At 63.5% G+C, this 16,250-nt stretch carries 14 protein-coding genes and 1 pseudogene; 9 read left to right on the plus strand and 6 right to left on the minus strand.

Features of this window, described 5'->3' with window-relative positions:
- Positions 1-14: 14 nt before the first annotated feature.
- From VWZ81_RS11715 to sigJ, 6 genes are all read left to right on the plus strand, one after another.
- Positions 15-1,148: a citrate synthase gene (locus VWZ81_RS11715; protein WP_416543282.1), complete on the plus strand. Its 1,134-nt coding sequence runs from the start codon at positions 15-17 to the stop codon at positions 1,146-1,148.
- A 76-nt stretch (positions 1,149-1,224) separates the two neighbouring features.
- Entirely contained in the window at positions 1,225-4,065 is a 2,841-nt protein-coding gene (locus VWZ81_RS11720; RefSeq protein ID WP_416543281.1) for a molybdopterin oxidoreductase family protein, read from the plus strand.
- 79 nt (positions 4,066-4,144) lie between these two features.
- Positions 4,145-4,939: a 4Fe-4S dicluster domain-containing protein gene (locus VWZ81_RS11725; protein ID WP_260099133.1), complete on the plus strand. Its 795-nt coding sequence runs from the start codon at positions 4,145-4,147 to the stop codon at positions 4,937-4,939.
- Positions 4,939-5,826 (plus strand): dimethyl sulfoxide reductase anchor subunit family protein, encoded by an 888-nt coding sequence (locus VWZ81_RS11730; RefSeq protein ID WP_416543280.1) that lies wholly within the window; start codon positions 4,939-4,941, stop codon positions 5,824-5,826. Before VWZ81_RS11725 ends, VWZ81_RS11730 begins: the two co-directional genes overlap by 1 nt.
- Before the next feature lie 147 nt (positions 5,827-5,973).
- Complete coding sequence (locus tag VWZ81_RS11735; protein ID WP_416543279.1) at positions 5,974-6,447, plus strand: carboxymuconolactone decarboxylase family protein; 474 nt, start codon at positions 5,974-5,976, stop codon at positions 6,445-6,447.
- A gap of 8 nt (positions 6,448-6,455) precedes the next feature.
- Entirely contained in the window at positions 6,456-7,325 is an 870-nt protein-coding gene (gene sigJ, locus VWZ81_RS11740) for an RNA polymerase sigma factor SigJ (protein WP_416541210.1), read from the plus strand.
- A 375-nt stretch (positions 7,326-7,700) separates the two neighbouring features.
- Here the strand turns inward: sigJ and dapA are convergent, their stop codons facing one another.
- Positions 7,701-8,573: a 4-hydroxy-tetrahydrodipicolinate synthase gene (gene dapA, locus VWZ81_RS11745; RefSeq protein ID WP_416543278.1), complete on the minus strand. Its 873-nt coding sequence runs from the start codon at positions 8,571-8,573 to the stop codon at positions 7,701-7,703.
- A gap of 139 nt (positions 8,574-8,712) precedes the next feature.
- On the opposite strand from dapA, the gene VWZ81_RS11750 reads away from it, so the two are divergent.
- Complete coding sequence (locus tag VWZ81_RS11750) at positions 8,713-10,671, plus strand: lytic transglycosylase domain-containing protein (RefSeq protein WP_416543277.1); 1,959 nt, start codon at positions 8,713-8,715, stop codon at positions 10,669-10,671.
- Here the strand turns inward: VWZ81_RS11750 and VWZ81_RS11755 are convergent.
- Both VWZ81_RS11755 and mnmD read right to left on the minus strand, forming a co-directional pair.
- Positions 10,645-11,562 (minus strand): DMT family transporter, encoded by a 918-nt coding sequence (locus VWZ81_RS11755; RefSeq protein WP_260093550.1) that lies wholly within the window; start codon positions 11,560-11,562, stop codon positions 10,645-10,647. The genes VWZ81_RS11750 and VWZ81_RS11755 overlap by 27 nt on opposite strands.
- Positions 11,559-12,257, minus strand: a complete 699-nt coding sequence (gene mnmD, locus VWZ81_RS11760) for a tRNA (5-methylaminomethyl-2-thiouridine)(34)-methyltransferase MnmD (protein ID WP_416543276.1) — start codon at positions 12,255-12,257, stop codon at positions 11,559-11,561. Before mnmD ends, VWZ81_RS11755 begins: the two co-directional genes overlap by 4 nt.
- A 57-nt stretch (positions 12,258-12,314) precedes the next feature.
- Between mnmD and VWZ81_RS11765 the strand changes: the two genes are divergently transcribed.
- Both VWZ81_RS11765 and VWZ81_RS11770 read left to right on the plus strand, forming a co-directional pair.
- On the plus strand, positions 12,315-13,379 hold the full coding sequence (locus tag VWZ81_RS11765) for an NAD(P)/FAD-dependent oxidoreductase (protein ID WP_416543275.1): 1,065 nt from the start codon (positions 12,315-12,317) through the stop codon (positions 13,377-13,379).
- A 23-nt stretch (positions 13,380-13,402) separates the two neighbouring features.
- On the plus strand, positions 13,403-13,819 hold the full coding sequence (locus VWZ81_RS11770) for a VOC family protein (RefSeq protein ID WP_260101075.1): 417 nt from the start codon (positions 13,403-13,405) through the stop codon (positions 13,817-13,819).
- A 99-nt stretch (positions 13,820-13,918) separates the two neighbouring features.
- On the opposite strand, the gene VWZ81_RS11775 is transcribed toward VWZ81_RS11770, so the two are convergent.
- The 3 genes and pseudogenes from VWZ81_RS11775 to VWZ81_RS11785 form a co-directional block, all read right to left on the minus strand.
- The gene (locus VWZ81_RS11775; RefSeq protein ID WP_260101076.1) at positions 13,919-14,461 is read right to left on the minus strand and encodes an NADPH-dependent FMN reductase; all 543 of its coding nucleotides are present in this window, start codon (positions 14,459-14,461) and stop codon (positions 13,919-13,921) included.
- Positions 14,462-14,682: 221 nt separating this feature from the next.
- Positions 14,683-15,342: an OmpA family protein gene (locus VWZ81_RS11780; RefSeq protein ID WP_340546814.1), complete on the minus strand. Its 660-nt coding sequence runs from the start codon at positions 15,340-15,342 to the stop codon at positions 14,683-14,685.
- A gap of 124 nt (positions 15,343-15,466) precedes the next feature.
- Positions 15,467-16,172 (minus strand): annotated as a pseudogene (locus VWZ81_RS11785) (helix-turn-helix transcriptional regulator).
- Between the last annotated feature and the right edge of the window lie 78 nt (positions 16,173-16,250).

Raw genomic sequence — 16,250 nt, forward strand, 5'->3', positions numbered from 1 at the left:
GAAAGGAGCCAGCAATGAGCGATGACGTCAAGATCAACCGCGGCCTCAAGGGGATCTACTTCGAACGCTCCGGGGTCTCCGACATTGATGGCGCCAAGGGCGAGCTGAGCTATCGCGGCTATTCGATTCACGATCTGGCGACGCACTCGACCTTTGAAGAAGTCTCCTACCTGCTGATCCACGGCGAGCTGCCCACTACCGAGGAACTGGCCGGTTTTGACGCCGCGCTGAAATCCGCGCGGGTGCTGCCGTCGGCGGTGCTCGATATCATCCGCGCCACCAAGGATGGCCATCCGATGGATGTGCTGCGCACTGCCGTCTCCGCCCTCGCCGCGCTCGAACCAGACAGCCAGCAGGTGGGCGAAGACGCCTTCGTCGCAAACGGCATCCGGCTGATTTCGCAGGTGCCGATCATCATCGCCGCCCATGACGCGATCCGAAATGACCGCGAGGTTGTCGCTCCCGACATGGATCTCAGCCATGCCGGCAACTGGCTGTGGATGCTGAAGGGTGAAAAACCCACAGCCGAGGCCACCCGGCTGGCGGATGTGGATTTCATCCTGCACGCCGAACATGGCGCCAACGCCTCCAGCTTTGCCGCGCGCGTCACCATCGGGACCGAAACCAATCTGCACGGCGGCATTGTCACCGCGCTCTCCACCCTTGCAGGTCCGGCCCATGGCGGCGCTGCCGAAGACGTGATGAAGATGGTGCATGAGATCGGCACCCCCGACAAAGCCGCCGCCTATGTGAAGGCCAAACGCGCCGCCAAGGAGGCCGTCACCGGATTTGGCCACCGCGTCTACCGCAAGGAAGACCCGCGCGCGCGGCATATGCGCGACGGCGTGCGCCAGCTGGGTGCGGAAATGGGCGCGCCGGAATGGTACGAAATCCTGCAAGCCGTGGTCGAGGCGATGCAACCCTACGCCCGCCATGGTCTCAACGTGAATGTCGATTTCTACTCCGGCGTGATCTACCAATTGCATGGCATCGCGATGGATCTCTACGTGCCGATCTTTGCCATCGGGCGGATGCCCGGCTGGATCATCCAGTGCATCGAACAGCAGCGCGGCAATATCCTGATCCGCCCGCTGACCCTTTACAACGGGCCGGAACCCCGCGCCTATATTCCGATAAATACGCGCTGATCCCACGCACTCCGCGCCATATCACATAACGCCGCCCGGCCCATGCAGGCCCGGCGCATCATCAAACAGGGACACCATGGCACATACCCAGCCCCAGCTAGACACCTCGCCGCCCGTGTCGGACGAGATCCGCCAGACCACCTGCTACATGTGCGCCTGCCGCTGCGGCATCAACGTCCACATGAAAACGGATGAGGATGGCCAGAAGAAAGTCGCCTATATCGAAGGCAACCGCGATCACCCGGTGAACAAGGGCGTGCTCTGCGCCAAAGGCTCCGCCGGCATCATGCAGCACAACGCGCCCTCGCGTCTGCGTGCGCCGATGAAACGCGTCGGCCCGCGCGGCTCCGGCAAGTTCGAGGAAATCTCCTGGGACGAGGCGCTGGACATCGCTGCGGGCTGGCTGGAACCGATCCGCGAGGATAACCCCGAAAAGCTCGCGTTTTTCACCGGCCGCGACCAGTCCCAGAGCTTCACCAGCTTTTGGGCGCAGAACTTCGGCACCTGCAACTATGCAGCCCATGGCGGTTTCTGCTCGGTCAATATGGCCACCGCCGGCATCTACACCATGGGCGGCGCGTTCTGGGAATTCGGCCAGCCCGACTGGGACCATACCAAGCTGTTCCTGCTGTTCGGCGTCGCCGAGGATCACGACAGCAACCCCATCAAGATGGGCATCGGCAAGATCAAAGCGCGTGGCGCGCGGGTCATCGGGGTAAACCCGATCCGCTCAGGCTATAACGCGGTGGCGGATGATTGGGTCGGCATCACGCCGGGCACCGACGGGCTGTTCATCCTGTCGCTGGTGCATGTGCTGATGAAGGCCGGCAAGATCGACCTCGACTACCTCGGCCAGTTCACCAATGCGCCGGTGCTGGTCAATCAGGATCCCGCCAGCCCCGACTATGGCTTGTTCCTGCGCGACGATCATGGCGCGCCGCTGGTGATCAATCGCACCACCGGCAAGCTGGCGCCCTTTGACATGCGCGGCGTGCGCCCCGATCTGGGCGGCTCGTTCGAACTCGATGGCATCACCCATGTGTCGGTGTTCCAGCTGATGGCCCAGCGCTATCTCAGCGACGATTACGCCCCCGAAGCGGTGGCTGATCGCTGCGGCATCCCCGCCAAACGCATCCGTGCCATCGCCGCCGAACTGGCCCGCGTCGCCTTTGACGAGGCGTTTGAGCTGGATCAGGAATGGACCGATTTCCGCGGCGAAACCCATAAAACCATGAAGGGCCGCCCGGTTGCCATGCACTCCATGCGCGGTGTCTCGGCCCATGCCAACGGGTTCCAGACCTGCCGCGCCCTGCATGTGTTGCAGATCCTTCTGGGCACGGTCGAGGCCCCCGGCGGCTTCCGTTTCAAACCACCCTACCCCAAACCGGTAGAGGCGCATCCCGCCCCCCATTGCCGCGTCACCCCGAACAAACCGCTGGATGGCCCGCATCTGGGCTTTGTCCATGGGCCGGAACATCTGGCGCTGAAAACCGACGGCAGCCCGGCGCGCATCGACAAGGCCTTTACCTGGGAAAACCCGATGTCCAGCCACGGGCTGATGCATATGGTGATTTCCAACGCCCATGCCGGCGATCCCTACAAGATCGACACGCTGTTCATGTATATGGCGAATATGTCGTGGAACTCCTCGATGAACACGCGCGGCGTGATGGAGATGCTGACCGATACCGACGACAACGGCGACTATGTGATCCCCCGGATCATCTATTCGGACGCCTACTCCTCGGAGATGGTGGCCTATGCCGATCTGATCCTGCCCGACACCACCTATCTGGAGCGCCACGACTGTATTTCCCTGCTGGACCGCCCGATCTGCGAAGCCGATGGCGCAGCGGATGCGATCCGCTGGCCTGTGGTCGAACCCGACCGCGATGTGCGGGGTTTCCAGACCGTGCTGGTGCAGCTTGCCAACAAGATGAAGCTGCCCGGCTTCACCCATGAGGATGGCACCGCCAAATGGCAGGACTATGCCGATTATATCGTGAACCACGAACGCAAACCCGGCATCGGTCCGCTGGCTGGCTTTCGCGGTGAAAATGGCGACAAGGTTGGCCGGGGCGAGGTGAACCCCGAACAGCTGAACAAATACATCGAAAACGGCGGCTTCTTTGTCGAACATATCCCGGCAGAGGCCAGCTATTTCAAACCCTGGAACATGGCCTATCAGGACTGGGCGGTGAACCTCGGTCTGTTCGACAGCCCGCAGCCCTATCTGTTCCAGCTCTATGTCGAACCGCTGCGCAAATTCCAGCTGGCCGCCGAAGGCCACGGCGACCGTCAGCCGCCCGACCATCTGCGCGACCGCATTCGCCAGACCATGGACCCGCTGCCGATCTGGTACGAGACCGATCAGCAGGGCAACGAAGGCTTCACCGTCAACGCCCTGACCCAGCGCCCGATGGCGATGTATCACTCCTGGGGCACGCAGAACGCCTGGCTGCGCCAGATCCACGGGCGCAACCCGCTTTATGTGCCGACCAAACTGATGCGGCAAAACAATCTCAGCGATGGCGACTGGGCCAAGGTCACCTCCCCCCATGGCGAAATCACCGTTCCGGTGATGGAGATGGCCGCGCTCAATGAAAACACCGTCTGGACCTGGAACGCCATCGGCAAGCGCAAGGGTGCCTGGGCGCTGGAGGAAAACGCCCCCGAAGCCACCAAGGGCTTCCTGCTGAACCATCTGATCCACGAGCTGCTGCCGCCCAAGGGCGACGGCCTCCGCTGGGCCAACTCCGACCCGATCACCGGTCAGGCCGCATGGTTCGACCTCAAGGTGAAGATCGAGAAAGCCGCCGCGCCGGAAGATCTGAGCGAAAGCCAACCCGCCATCCCGGCGCAGGCCTCACCGGTGGGCACCGGCCCCAAAGACCTCACATGGAAGGTGGGCAAATGATCGACCCAATTTTCTTCGAGGAAAATTGCCAAGAAAATACCCGTCTTCTTGGTTCCGCAACTTGTACTGAGGGTATGCAATGACCGAGCTTCCCACCAGGACCGACCGCAAGATGGGTCTGGTCATTGACCTTGATACCTGCGTCGGCTGCCATGCCTGTGTGATCTCCTGCAAGGGCTGGAACACCGAAAACTATGGCGCGCCGCTCAGCGATCAGAACGCCTATGGCGCTGATCCCTCCGGCACCTTCCTTAACCGTGTGCATTCCTATGAGGTGCAGCCCTCCCCCTGTGCCAGCCAGCCCAACCCAGCAGCCCAACTGGTGCATTTCCCGAAATCCTGCCTGCACTGTGAAGACGCCCCCTGCGTCACCGTCTGCCCCACCGGCGCCAGCTACAAGCGGGTGGAAGACGGTATCGTGCTGGTGAACGAGGACAATTGCATCGGCTGTGGCCTATGTGCCTGGTCCTGCCCCTATGGCGCGCGGGAGCTGGATCTGGCCGAAGGGGTGATGAAGAAATGCACCCTCTGCGTCGACCGGATCTACAATGAGAACCTGCCGGAGGTGGACCGTGTGCCGTCTTGCGTGCGGACCTGCCCCGCAGGCGCGCGCCATTTTGGCGATCTGGGGGATCCCGACAGCGATGTCTCCAAACTGGTGGCCGCACGCGGCGGCATGGATCTGATGCCGGAAATGGGCACCAAACCGGTGAACAAATACCTGCCGCCCCGCCCCAAGGACCAGATCGAGGACCAGATCGACATCCTCGCCCCGCTGCTGGCCCCCGTCGCCGAAGATCCCAAAGGCTTCCTTGGCTGGCTGGACAAGGCGCTTGATAAGCTTCCGGGACAGACCACAGGGGGGGCGAGCTGATGCATCCGGCACCATCCGTTATCATCTTCACCACTCTCTCCGGTCTGGGCTTTGGGCTTCTAACCTTCCTTGGCCTCGGCAAGCCCGAGGTCACCGGCTGGGTTGCCTGTGTGTTCTATGCCATCGCCTTTGGCTTTGCGGTGGGCGGGCTACTGGCTTCGACGTTTCACCTCGGCCGACCGGAACGGGCCTGGCGCGCCTTCACCCAGTGGAAAACCAGCTGGCTCAGCCGTGAGGGCATCTGCGCGGTTGCAGCCCTCATCGTGATGGGGCTTTTTGCCTTTGGCGCGGTGTTTCTGGACACCCATTGGTGGGCGCTTGGCTGGCTCGGTGCGGCGCTGTCGCTGGCAACGGTCTTTACCACCTCGATGATCTACACCCAGCTGAAGACCATCCCGCGCTGGAACATGTCCCTGACGCCGGTGATGTTCCTGTCCTTCAGCCTTGCGGGCGGATCGCTGCTGGCGGGGGCCGAGGCGCTGGCGCCCTGGCTTCTGGCCATCGCAGGCTCGGTGCAGCTGGCCTATTGGGCCAAGGGCGATCAGGCCTTTGCCACCTCTGGCACCAATATGGGCACCGCCACCGGCCTTGGCGATCGCGGCACCGTCCGCGCGTTTGAGCCGCCCCATACCGGCTCCAATTATCTGCTGCGCGAATTCGTGCATGTGGTCGGGCGCAAACACGCGCAGAAACTGCGGGTCATTGCCTTTGCCCTTGGCTTTGCGCTGCCCTTGATCTGCCTGATCCTGCCAGTTGAGGGGCTGATGCTCAAACACCTGCTCGCAGGCGTCGCCGTGCTGCTGCATATCGCCGGTATTGCCGTGTCGCGCTGGCTGTTCTTTGCCCAGGCCGAACATGTGGTCGGGCTTTATTACGGCAAACGCTGATCACCACCAAAGACCACAATCAGGGCGCCCCAGAGGCGCCCTTTTTTCGTTGAATGCGCATCCTTTTTCAAAAAATCGCGCCGGTCATGTCACAAACCCGCCCGCTGCCTCGTCCTGTTTCTGAACCCATCAGAAAGGACCAAACCCATGACCCAACGTCTCGATTATTTCTCCGTCGCCGGTGATCTCTTCAAACCGATGCTGGAGCAGGAGAAACTGTTCAAGAACAGCACATTGGAATACAGCGTTGTGGAGCTGGTGAAGCTGCGCGCCTCGCAGATCAACGGCTGCGCCTTCTGCATCCACATGCACACCCATGAGATGCGCGCCCACGGCGAGAGCGAGGATCGGATGCATCTGCTGAACGCCTGGCGTGAATCGCCGCTCTACACGCCCCGCGAACGCGCCGCCCTGGCGTGGTGCGAGGCACTGACGCGGGTGGAGGCCACCGCCGCACCGGACGCCGATTATGACGGCATGGCAGACCTGTTTGAGCCACGCGAACAGGTGCTGCTGACGCTGCTGATTGGCGCCATCAACAGCTGGAACCGCATTGCAATCGGCTTTCGCAGCGCCCACCCTGTGAGCGAGGACCAGACCACAGGGGCCAACGCCGCGTGACAGCACAGATGAAAGACACAGGAACCGATGCGTTCCTGACCGCGCGGCCGCGATTGTTTGCGGCCGCCTACAGGATGCTCGGCAGTGTGACGGACGCCGAGGACGTCTTGCAGGATGCCTATCTGCGCTGGCAATCCGCACCCCAGGGCGAGATTCTGGATACCACCGGCTATCTGATGCGGATCACCACGCGGCTGTGCCTTGATCAGCTGAAATCGGCCCGCAAACGGCGCGAGACCTACCCCGGTGAATGGCTGCCGGAACCGGTGCTCACCGATGACGCCACAGAGCAGCTGGACCATGACGTCTCGGTTGCGCTGCTCCTGGCGCTGGACGCGCTGTCGCCGCTCGAACGCGCGGCCTTTTTGCTGCATGATATCTTCGACAGCTCTTACGGGGATGTGGCCGCCGCCCTGAACCGCTCGCCCGAGGCCTGCCGCCAGCTCGCCACCCGCGCCCGCCGCAAGGTGCAGGCGCTGCGCCCCCAGCGCCCCGGCAACCCGGATGAGGGGCGCGCGCTGACCGAGGCGTTCTTTCGCGCCTCCAAGACCGGTGACACCGCCGCCCTGACCCGGCTGCTGACCGAAGATGTGCAGCTGATTTCTGATGGCGGTGGCAAGGCGACTGCGGCGCTCAACCCGATCTACGGGCGCGACAAGGTGCTGCGGCTGCTGGCGGGGCTTGCCCGCAAGAGCAATCAGACAGCCCCCGAACAATGGCGGTTGTGCCAGCTGAACGGGTTGCCTGCGATGCTGACCCGGGCCGAGGACGGCATCCTGCAAGCCACCTCTCTGGATATTCGCGACGGCCGGATTGCCCGCATCTATGTCACCCGCAACCCGGACAAGACCCGGCATCTGGCGGCGGCTCTGCCGTGATGGGCAGCCCCCCGTTGCCCGGCGGCGCGCGCAGCGTTTACGGGGCCTGCACGCCGATTGGCTAAGCTGCTGGGGATCGCGATCTGCTCCGGGATTTACGACCCCGGACACCATGGAAACCGACCCTGTTGGCAGTGATGCCGCCGGGGTCCGTGCAAAACAGTTTAGCACCGGGGCAGTGACGCGCCCCGCAGCTTCCAGCCTTTCCCGGGATCCTTCCTCGGGGCGGCGCCGCCTTTTTATTCTCGACGGATCTGGCGCTGGGGATGTGACCCTGAACCGCCAGTTAGAGACAGAAGACAGCCCAAACGAAACAGACCGGAACGCAGCAGCGTCCCGGTCCGAAAAACCATGTCTATGGTCGGTGTTCTGCGCTTACAGCAGGCCCGCGTGTACCATCGCGGCATCAATCGCGGCCTTGGTGCTGTCGGTCAGACCGGTCAGCGGCAGGCGGATCTCCTCGCTGCACAGACCCAGTTTCGACAGGCCGTATTTCGCCCCAACCAAACCCGGCTCAATGAAAATCGCCTCATGCAGCGGCATCAGTTTGTCCTGATACTCCAGCGCCAATGCGTAATCACCCGCCAGCGTCGCCGCCTGGAATTCCGCGCAGAGCTTCGGCGCCACATTGGCCGTCACCGAGATGCAGCCGACGCCGCCATGGGCGTTGAACCCCAGCGCCGAGGCATCCTCGCCGGACAGCTGCACAAAATCCGCACCACAGGAGGCGCGCTGCTGCGACACACGGGCGATATCGCCGGTTGCATCCTTCACGCCGATGATGCGCTCCAGCTTGGCCAGTTCCCCCATGGTGGCGGGGGTCATATCGACAACCGAGCGACCGGGGATATTGTAGATCACGATCGGAATATCGGCGCAGTCATGCAGCTCGGTGAAATGCGCAATCAACCCGAGCTGAGTCGGCCTGTTGTAGTACGGCGTCACCACCAGCGCGGCATCGGCACCAACCTCGGCTGCAAACTGCACAAACCGCTTGCCCTCAACCGTGTTGTTGGAGCCCGCACCGGCAATCACCGGCACCCGGCCAGCGGCGGTTTTCACCACCTCGGCAATCACGGTTTCATGCTCTTCATGGGTCAGCGTCGGGCTTTCACCGGTGGTCCCGACCGGGACCAGCGCCGTGGAACCCTGGTCAATGTGCCATTCGACCAAGCGTTTGAGCGTATCCAGATCCAGCTCGCCGTTGGAAAACGGGGTGACGAGGGCTGGCATAGAGCCTTTGAACATGGGCACGCTCCCTTTGCTGTTCGTGCAGGCGCGATTGCGCCGCCTTGGGTGATGGACATGCCGGGGATTTGAGTTGATACCGGCAGGTCACGGATTATCGTCATTGGCTCTATCCCCGGAACGTTGGAAAATGCAAGAGATGACACGCATTCTGGCCCTCATTGCCCTCATTTCCGCCAGCCTGAGCGGCCAACCTGCCATGGCGGCCGACCTTGGTCGCGCGCTGGAGCTGATGCGCTCGGAAAAATGGAGCGAGGCGGGGCGCAGTGCCGGGCGCGAAACCACCGTGGCCCGCGACGTCATCGAATGGCACCGCCTGCGGGAGGGCATGGGGTCGGTCTCTGATGTTGTGGCCTTTCTGGCGCGGCGTGCCGACTGGCCGGGGCTGGACCTTCTGCGGCGCAAGCACGAGCCGCAGATCGCCGAAGCCAGCCGCGACACCATTCTGGCCTTTTACCGCGACCATCGCCCGCAAACCGCCGAGGGCGCGCTGAGCTATGGGCGTGCGCTGATCGGGGCCGGGCAAAAGGGCGAAGGCGAGGCCGAGCTGGTGCTGGCCTGGCGTACAATGCCGATGGGGTCGGTGATCCAGGACAACTATCTGAAAGACCACGCCAAGCTGCTCTCAGCGCATCACGCGGCCCGGCTCGACCAGATGTTGTGGGACAATCACAAGGTCAGCGCGCGGCAGATGCTGTCCCTGGTCAGCGCCGATCAGCGCAGGCTGGCGGAGGCGCGCCTCGCCCTGCAAGACGCCGAGCCGGGCGTTGACGGCAAAATCGCCGCCGTCCCCGACGCGCTGAAGGATGACGCGGGTCTCGCCTATGACCGCTTTGCCTGGCGCGACCGCAAGCGGCGGCAGGAGGATGCCATCAGCCTGATGATGGACCGCAGCACCTCGGCCAAGAAACTGGGACAGCCCGAAAAATGGCTGCGCCGCCGCCGGGATCTGGCGCGGCAGGACATGCGCGACGGCAACCACGAACGCGCCTATCAGCTGGCCGCCCATCACTTTGCCACGGCGGATGCAGGCTATGGCTATTCCGACTGCGAATGGCTGGCCGGCTATATCGCCCTGCGCAAGCTCAACGACCCCGAGCTGGCCGCCTATCACTTCGAACGCTTCCTCGCTTCGGTCGAAAGCCCGATCTCCATCGGACGCGGCGGCTATTGGCTGGGTCAGGCCTATGGTGCCCACGGCGATATCGAAAAAGCCCATGCCGCCTATGCCAAGGCGGCAGATTATCAGACGTCTTTCTACGGGTTGCTGGCGGCAGAGGTTCTGGGCCGCCCCTTTGATCCCGATCTGATCACCCCGCCGCAGCTGCCCGACTGGCGCGCGGCCAGCTTTTTGAACTCCACCGTCGCAGAGGCCGGCCTGCTGCTGTTGCAGGCTGGCGATCTGGCCCTGGCGGAACGCTTCCTCACCCATCTGGTTGAGGGGCTGGGCCCGGTCGAGGCGCGGCAGCTGGGCGAGATGGCGGTGGCCATGAACGAACCGCATCTGGCAGTGATGATCGCCAAACGCGCCGCGCAGACCGGCGAAGAGCTGGAAGCGGCCTATTTTCCGCTGCATCCCGTGGCCGAGAAAGATCTGCCAATGGCGCGGGAGATGACCCTTGCCATTGCCCGCCGCGAGAGCGAATTCGACCCCATCGTGATCAGCCATGCCGGCGCGCGCGGATTGATGCAGGTGATGCCCGCCACCGCCAAGCTGGTGGCCTCGAACATGGGTCTTCTGGCCGATCACACCACCGGGCGGCTGATCTCCGACTGGTCCTATAACGCGCTTCTGGGGAGCAATTACCTGGCCGATCTGGCGGGCGAGTTCAAAGGCAATGTAGTGATGATGGCGGCAGGTTATAACGCAGGCCCCCATCGCCCAAAGGCCTGGATGGAACGCTACGGCGATCCGCGCGATGGCACGCCGGGGATTGTCGACTGGATCGAACACATCCCCTTCAACGAGACCCGCAACTACGTGATGCGCGTCACCGAGAGCCTGCCGATCTATCGCGCGCGCCTTGGCAAACCGCCGCTGCCGGTGCCGTTTTCCAAGGAACTGGCCGGATCAACTCTTGACGCGTTCGCGCCATAGGGTGAACAGGCCGGCCGCCACGATAATGGACGCACCGATGGCGACATTGGTGCGGATCACCTCGCCAAAGACAACCACCCCAAGTGCCGCGGCCCAGATCAGGTGGAAATAGGCAAAGGGCTGCACCGCGCTGGCCTCGGCCATCTCATAGCATTTGATCAGCAGCCAATGCCCGGTCACACCCGTGAGGCACAGGACGGCCATCCACATCCAGTCGCCCTGGCTCATCGGCTCCCAGTACCAGATGCCGACAAGGGTCATCGCCACCATGCCCGCAACCCCGGTCCAGAAGAAACTGGTCGCCGTGCTGTCGCGCCGCGCTGCATAGCGGGTGATCAGACCATAAAGCGCAAACATCAGCGCCGAAACAAACGGGATGATCGCCAGCGGATCAAAGACACCGACGCCCGGTTGCAGGATGATCAGCACGCCAATCAGCCCCACCGAGATCGCCGCCCAGCGCCGCCAGCCGACCTTCTCGCCCAGCACCGGCCCGCTCAGGGCCGCCACCAGCAGCGGATAGCAGATAAACACCGCCACGCTTTCGACCAGCCCAAGCACGGTAAAGGCATAGACAGCCACGCAGATTTCCGCCACCAGCAGCACACCGCGAAAGACCTGCAACCCCAGCTGATCGGTGCGGGCCGTGGCGCGAATACCTCCCGGTGCGCGCGCCGCAAGTGCAATCACAAACAGCGCAAAGAACCAGTAACGCACCATGATCACCATGAAGGTGTTGTACTGCCCCGCCAGATGCCGCGAGATGCCATCCTGCAAGGCAAACACAATGGTTGCCGCAATCATCAGAAGCACGCCGGCGGTGACGTTGTTCTGCTGGATAATCCGGGGCGGATGAGGCTCCAGCATCTTGGCGTCGGGGCGCATGGTCATCGCAATATTGCCTTTGTCATATGCCGCTTGCGCCCGAAACCGGGCGTGCGTGTTACGTCAAATCCGGCAGCCTCCAGCCCGCGGCGGACAAATCCCGCCGCCGTGTAGGTCGCCGCCGTGCCGCCTGCCGCCGTGTGACGGGCAACCTCTTCCAGCAGGTCGTCCTGCCACAGCTCCGGGTTCTTTGCCGGGGAGAACCCGTCCAAGAACCAGGCATCCGCCTTGCCTGTCCACTCCGGCAGCGACACGCGGGCGTCGCCGGTGAGGACAGTGACACGCAGGTTGCCGAGATCGCAGACGCCCGCCCCGCCCCAGACCGCCAGAAACCGTTCGGCCCAGGGCGCCACCTCGGGAAAGGCCTGAAGCGCACGGGCCATATCATCCGTGGCCATGGGGAAGGCCTCGAAACTGGTGAAATGCAGCACCGCTGCGGTGTCATGTTCAGCCTGCGCCGTCTCCCAGGCCCGCCAGGCGGCCAGCAGGTTCAGACCGGTGCCAAAGCCGAGTTCGGCAATATGGAAATCCGCACCCGCCTCCGCCGCAGCGGCAAAGCGATCAGAAAGATCATTGCCGCCCAGAAACACATGCTCCGTCTCGGCCAGCCCATCATGGATGGAGAAATAGGGATCGTCGAACTGATCCGACACCGGAAGGCTGCCATCCCGCCAGCTGAGCCGGGCCTGCTGGTCTGCCATGCTATAATCCCCTAAGTGATGTGGTGAACGACGCGACACTGGCGAAAGGGTGCAGAAATGGCAATGGCGGATATCACCATACGCGGGGCCGGGATCTTTGGCCTGTCGATTGCCTGGGCCTGCGCACGGCGCGGCGCCAAGGTCCAGATCATTGATCCCTTTGGCGCCGGGTCAGGCTCCAGCGGCGGTCTGGTCGGCGCGCTGGCGCCGCATGTGCCGGAGAACTGGAACCCAAAGAAACAATATCAGCTGGAAAGCCTGCTGATGGCCGACGCCTTCTGGGCCGAGGTTGAGGCAACCGGCGGGGTGTCTCCCGGCTATGGGCGCACCGGGCGGCTGCAACCGATCAATGATCAGCGGACATTGGATCTGGCCCATGACCGCGCAGAAAGCGCCCGATCGCTGTGGCGGGGACTGGCGGACTGGTCCGTCATCGCCGCCGCCGACGCAGGGCCATGGGTGCCGCCCAGCGCCAGCGGATATGTCATCCACGATACGCTGAGCGCCCGGATGCACCCGCGCCGCGCCTGTGCCGCGCTGGTGGCAGGGTTGTCCGTCATGGGGATCGAGGTGCAGGCAGAGGGCGCCGATCAGGGACAGGTGATCCATGCCAAGGGCTATGCAGGACTGCTGGAGCTGAACGACAGGCTGGCAGGCCCCGGCGGCCCGGCCGAGGGCAAGACGCTGGGCAATGGGGTCAAGGGTCAGGCGGCGCTGCTGCGCTTTGCCGAGGGGGATGTGCCGCAGCTATATGCCGACGGGCTGCACATCATTCCCCATGCCGATGGCACCCTCGCGATTGGCTCCACCAGTGAACGTGAGTTTGAGGATCCCAGCAGCACCGATGCGCAGCTGGACGATGTGATCGCGCGCGCCTGCGCCGCCTTGCCGGTGCTGCATGGTGCCGAGGTGATCGAACGCTGGGCCGGGGTGCGGCCCCGCGCCCGCTCACGCGCGCCGATGCTGGGCGGCTGGCCCGGCAGGAATGGTCATTTCATTGCCAATGGCGGCTTCAAGATCGGCTTTGGCATGGCGCCAAAGGTGGCCGGGACAATGGCAGATCTGGTTCTGGACGGAAACGACGATATCCCGGACGGGTTCCGGGTCGAAGATAACTTCTGAATGTCAGGCGAAGGGGAAGAGCAATGATCGCCTATATCACCATCGGTGCCAATGACATGGCAAAGGCAAAGGCCTTTTACACCGCATTTCTGCCGGTGCTTGGCTATGGTCTCAGCGAGGGGCCGGAAGGGCTGAGCTTTGCCCTGCCAGTGCCGGAGGGAGAGCTGCCGACCCTGCCCGATTTCTATGTGAAGCCGCCGTTTGATGGCGCTGCCGCCTCGGCTGGGAATGGCGTGATGGTGGCGTTTCAGGCCCGCGATCAGCAGCAGGTGCGCGACCTGCACGCGGCGGCGGTTGCGGCGGGCGGATCTGATGACGGCCAGCCGGGGTTTCGCGCGGCCTATAGCGCCGGGTTTTATGTCGGCTATCTGCGCGACCCTGACGGCAATAAGATCGCGCTGTTTTCCAACTCTCCCGACGAGCCGGGCCGCGACGGGTGATCAACGCGGCAGACGCCGACACAAAGACAGCCCCGAAGCGGTGGTTGCGCTGCGAGGCTGGTTGATCTCTGGTCTGGTTGATCTCTGGTCTGGGTCCGCTCAGCGCGCGATTTCGGCCCGCAGCGCCGTCATCAGCGTTTCCAGCGTTTTGACATACATCTCGCCTTTCAGGCGGCCGCCTTCGTCGAATTCGGACTGCGATGCCGCCACATGCACCTGCGGTGCGGTCAGCACGCGGGGCTGAAACGGCACCAGGAATGTGCGCAGCAGCATCTGCGACTTCTCCCCGCCGGCGCGGCCCGCAGCGGCGGACATGACGGCCACCGGTTTGTCCTGAAACGGTTTGTTGCTGGTGCGGCTGACCCAGTCGAGAGCGTTCTTCAACACGCCAGAGGGCGCGCCGTTATATTCCGGGGTGGAGATGATCACCGCATCCGCCGCCTCGATCTGATCCGCAAGTGTCTGAACCGCTGCGGGAATGCCATTGGCCTGTTCGTCGTCACCGTCATAAAGCGGCAGATTGAGATCGGCCTCGCTCACCTCGGCGGGACCGAACAGGCGCAGGGCCTCGGCCAGCAGTTTACGGTTGGTGGCGCCCGCACGCAGCGAACCGGAGATGGTCAGGATTTTGGGGTCGGACATGGTGTGATGCCTCTTTCGGTTTTGAATTTCTGTCTCGGACAAACCTATGCCGTCAGGCCGGTGAGAAAACCCCGACGCCTGCGCAGCCGATGTGCAGTCATCCACACAACGCCACGCAGTCTGGAATAGTTACATAACTGCGCAGAAAAAAGACCGCACCCTGCGGCGCGGTCTTTCTGCTCGGACGGGGCAACACCCCGGATATGGCTGCGTCAGGAGGCTCAGGCGCCCTGCGGGATCACGACGATTTCCACGCGGCGGTTGCGCGCCTTGCCATCGGGTGTGAGGTTCGACGCCACCGGCTGGCTTTCGCCGCGACCGATGATCTGCACGCGGTTGTAGGGCACGCCACCGGCCTGGATCTGATCGGCAACCGCATTGGCGCGACGCTCCGACAGGCCCTGGTTATAGGCGGCATCACCATCGCTGTCGGTATGGCCAATCACCTGAACCTGACTGTTGGGGTAGCGCACCAGGCTGGCGGCAACCTTGTTCAGGTCAGAGCGCACCGCGGGCGAGATCGCCGCGCTGTCGGTGGCAAAGGTGAGGTCATTGGGCAGCGACACGATCAGACGGTCGCCGGTGTTGACGATGGAGATGCCATCATTGGAGATCGACTGGCGCAGCTCGCGCTCTTGCGCGTCCAGCTGGTTGCCGATGACGCTGCCGGCGGCGGCACCGACCAGCGCGCCGGTGACAGCACCCAGACCCCGGTCGGAATCATTGGCAGCAGCGCCAACGCCCGCGCCGATCAGGCCCCCGATCAGAGCGCCGCTCTGGGTCTTGCTGCCGGGGGTGCCGACGGTTGCGGGATCGGTACAGGCGGTCAGGCCCAGGCCTGCGGCCAGGATGGCTGCGGTGGTAAGTTTCATCTGCATCATCAAAAATCTGCCTTTTGCTTGCTCAATCCGGGCGGGGCCCGTGCTGCGGAGAATATCGTGTTGCGGTGCCGTCATCACAAGGTAACGTCTTTTTGGCTCGGCGAAAACCTGCCCAAGCTCTGCTTTAGGCTGAGGTGATCCGGGCCGCATCCTCCTCAAGTCCGCCGCCCTGTTCCATCCAGAGTTTGCGCAGCAGATCGGCCTCTGCCGCAAAGCTGTCCGCCAGCAGATCGGCGCAGAGCATCCGGTCGGCGCGAAAATGGCGAAAGCCGCCGCGCAATTCGCACCAGGCCGCCAGCAGCGTGGTTTCGACGTTGTAGATCAGCGCCAGCGGGCGCAGGACCCGCAGGGTTTCGCCGCTGTCGGGACAGAGATAGGTGAGCCGCAGTTTGCGGCTTTCCCGGACCGCCTGTCGCAGCAGCCCCTTTGACACAGCCCCGCTCGGGATCATCCAGCGGCGCGCCGCCCCAGGGGGCCACCTGCAACCGATCTCCGGGCGAGCGGCATTCCATGACTTTGCGACAGACCCTTTTGGCCGCCTCCTGCAAGGCGCCGTCGCCGGTTCGCATCAACAGGGACAGGCCGACATAAAGCGCCTCCAGCTCTTCTTCGTCGAAGTTGAGCGGCGGCAGATCATAGCCCTTGCGCAGCACATAGCCGATGCCCGCCTCCCCCTCGATCGGGGTGCGCATCCCCTGAAGCGCGGCGATATCGCGGTAGACGGTGCGTTTTGAGACCTCCAGCTTTTCCGCCAGATCCTCCGCCCGGATCGGGGCGGAGGCGGCGCGCAGGATTTGGATGACTTCGAACAGGCGGCCGGTGCGCTCCATGATCTCTCTCCGCTGACAGGCTGCTGACATCTTAGCACAGGCCGCTGACAAAGCGTGTCAGCAGCGTTGTGGTGTTCT

The organism is Phaeobacter sp. JH20_34 (genome assembly GCF_048056095.1).
In the GTDB taxonomy this organism is placed as follows: domain Bacteria; phylum Pseudomonadota; class Alphaproteobacteria; order Rhodobacterales; family Rhodobacteraceae; genus Phaeobacter; species Phaeobacter bryozoorum.

Bases quoted from the DNA above. Each gene is read 5' to 3' on its own strand.
- sigJ (WP_416541210.1), top strand. From the start codon at position 6,456: ATGAAAGACACAGGAACCGATGCGTTCCTGACCGCGCGGCCGCGATTG.
- VWZ81_RS11725 (WP_260099133.1), top strand. From the start codon at position 4,145: ATGACCGAGCTTCCCACCAGGACCGACCGCAAGATGGGTCTGGTCATT.
- VWZ81_RS11770 (WP_260101075.1), top strand. From the start codon at position 13,403: ATGATCGCCTATATCACCATCGGTGCCAATGACATGGCAAAGGCAAAG.
- VWZ81_RS11715 (WP_416543282.1), top strand. From the start codon at position 15: ATGAGCGATGACGTCAAGATCAACCGCGGCCTCAAGGGGATCTACTTC.
- VWZ81_RS11735 (WP_416543279.1), top strand. From the start codon at position 5,974: ATGACCCAACGTCTCGATTATTTCTCCGTCGCCGGTGATCTCTTCAAA.
- VWZ81_RS11730 (WP_416543280.1), top strand. From the start codon at position 4,939: ATGCATCCGGCACCATCCGTTATCATCTTCACCACTCTCTCCGGTCTG.
- mnmD (WP_416543276.1), bottom strand. From the start codon at position 12,257: ATGGCAGACCAGCAGGCCCGGCTCAGCTGGCGGGATGGCAGCCTTCCG.
- VWZ81_RS11775 (WP_260101076.1), bottom strand. From the start codon at position 14,461: ATGTCCGACCCCAAAATCCTGACCATCTCCGGTTCGCTGCGTGCGGGC.
- VWZ81_RS11750 (WP_416543277.1), top strand. From the start codon at position 8,713: ATGACACGCATTCTGGCCCTCATTGCCCTCATTTCCGCCAGCCTGAGC.
- dapA (WP_416543278.1), bottom strand. From the start codon at position 8,573: ATGTTCAAAGGCTCTATGCCAGCCCTCGTCACCCCGTTTTCCAACGGC.
- VWZ81_RS11780 (WP_340546814.1), bottom strand. From the start codon at position 15,342: ATGATGCAGATGAAACTTACCACCGCAGCCATCCTGGCCGCAGGCCTG.
- VWZ81_RS11720 (WP_416543281.1), top strand. From the start codon at position 1,225: ATGGCACATACCCAGCCCCAGCTAGACACCTCGCCGCCCGTGTCGGAC.
- VWZ81_RS11755 (WP_260093550.1), bottom strand. From the start codon at position 11,562: ATGACCATGCGCCCCGACGCCAAGATGCTGGAGCCTCATCCGCCCCGG.
- VWZ81_RS11765 (WP_416543275.1), top strand. From the start codon at position 12,315: ATGGCAATGGCGGATATCACCATACGCGGGGCCGGGATCTTTGGCCTG.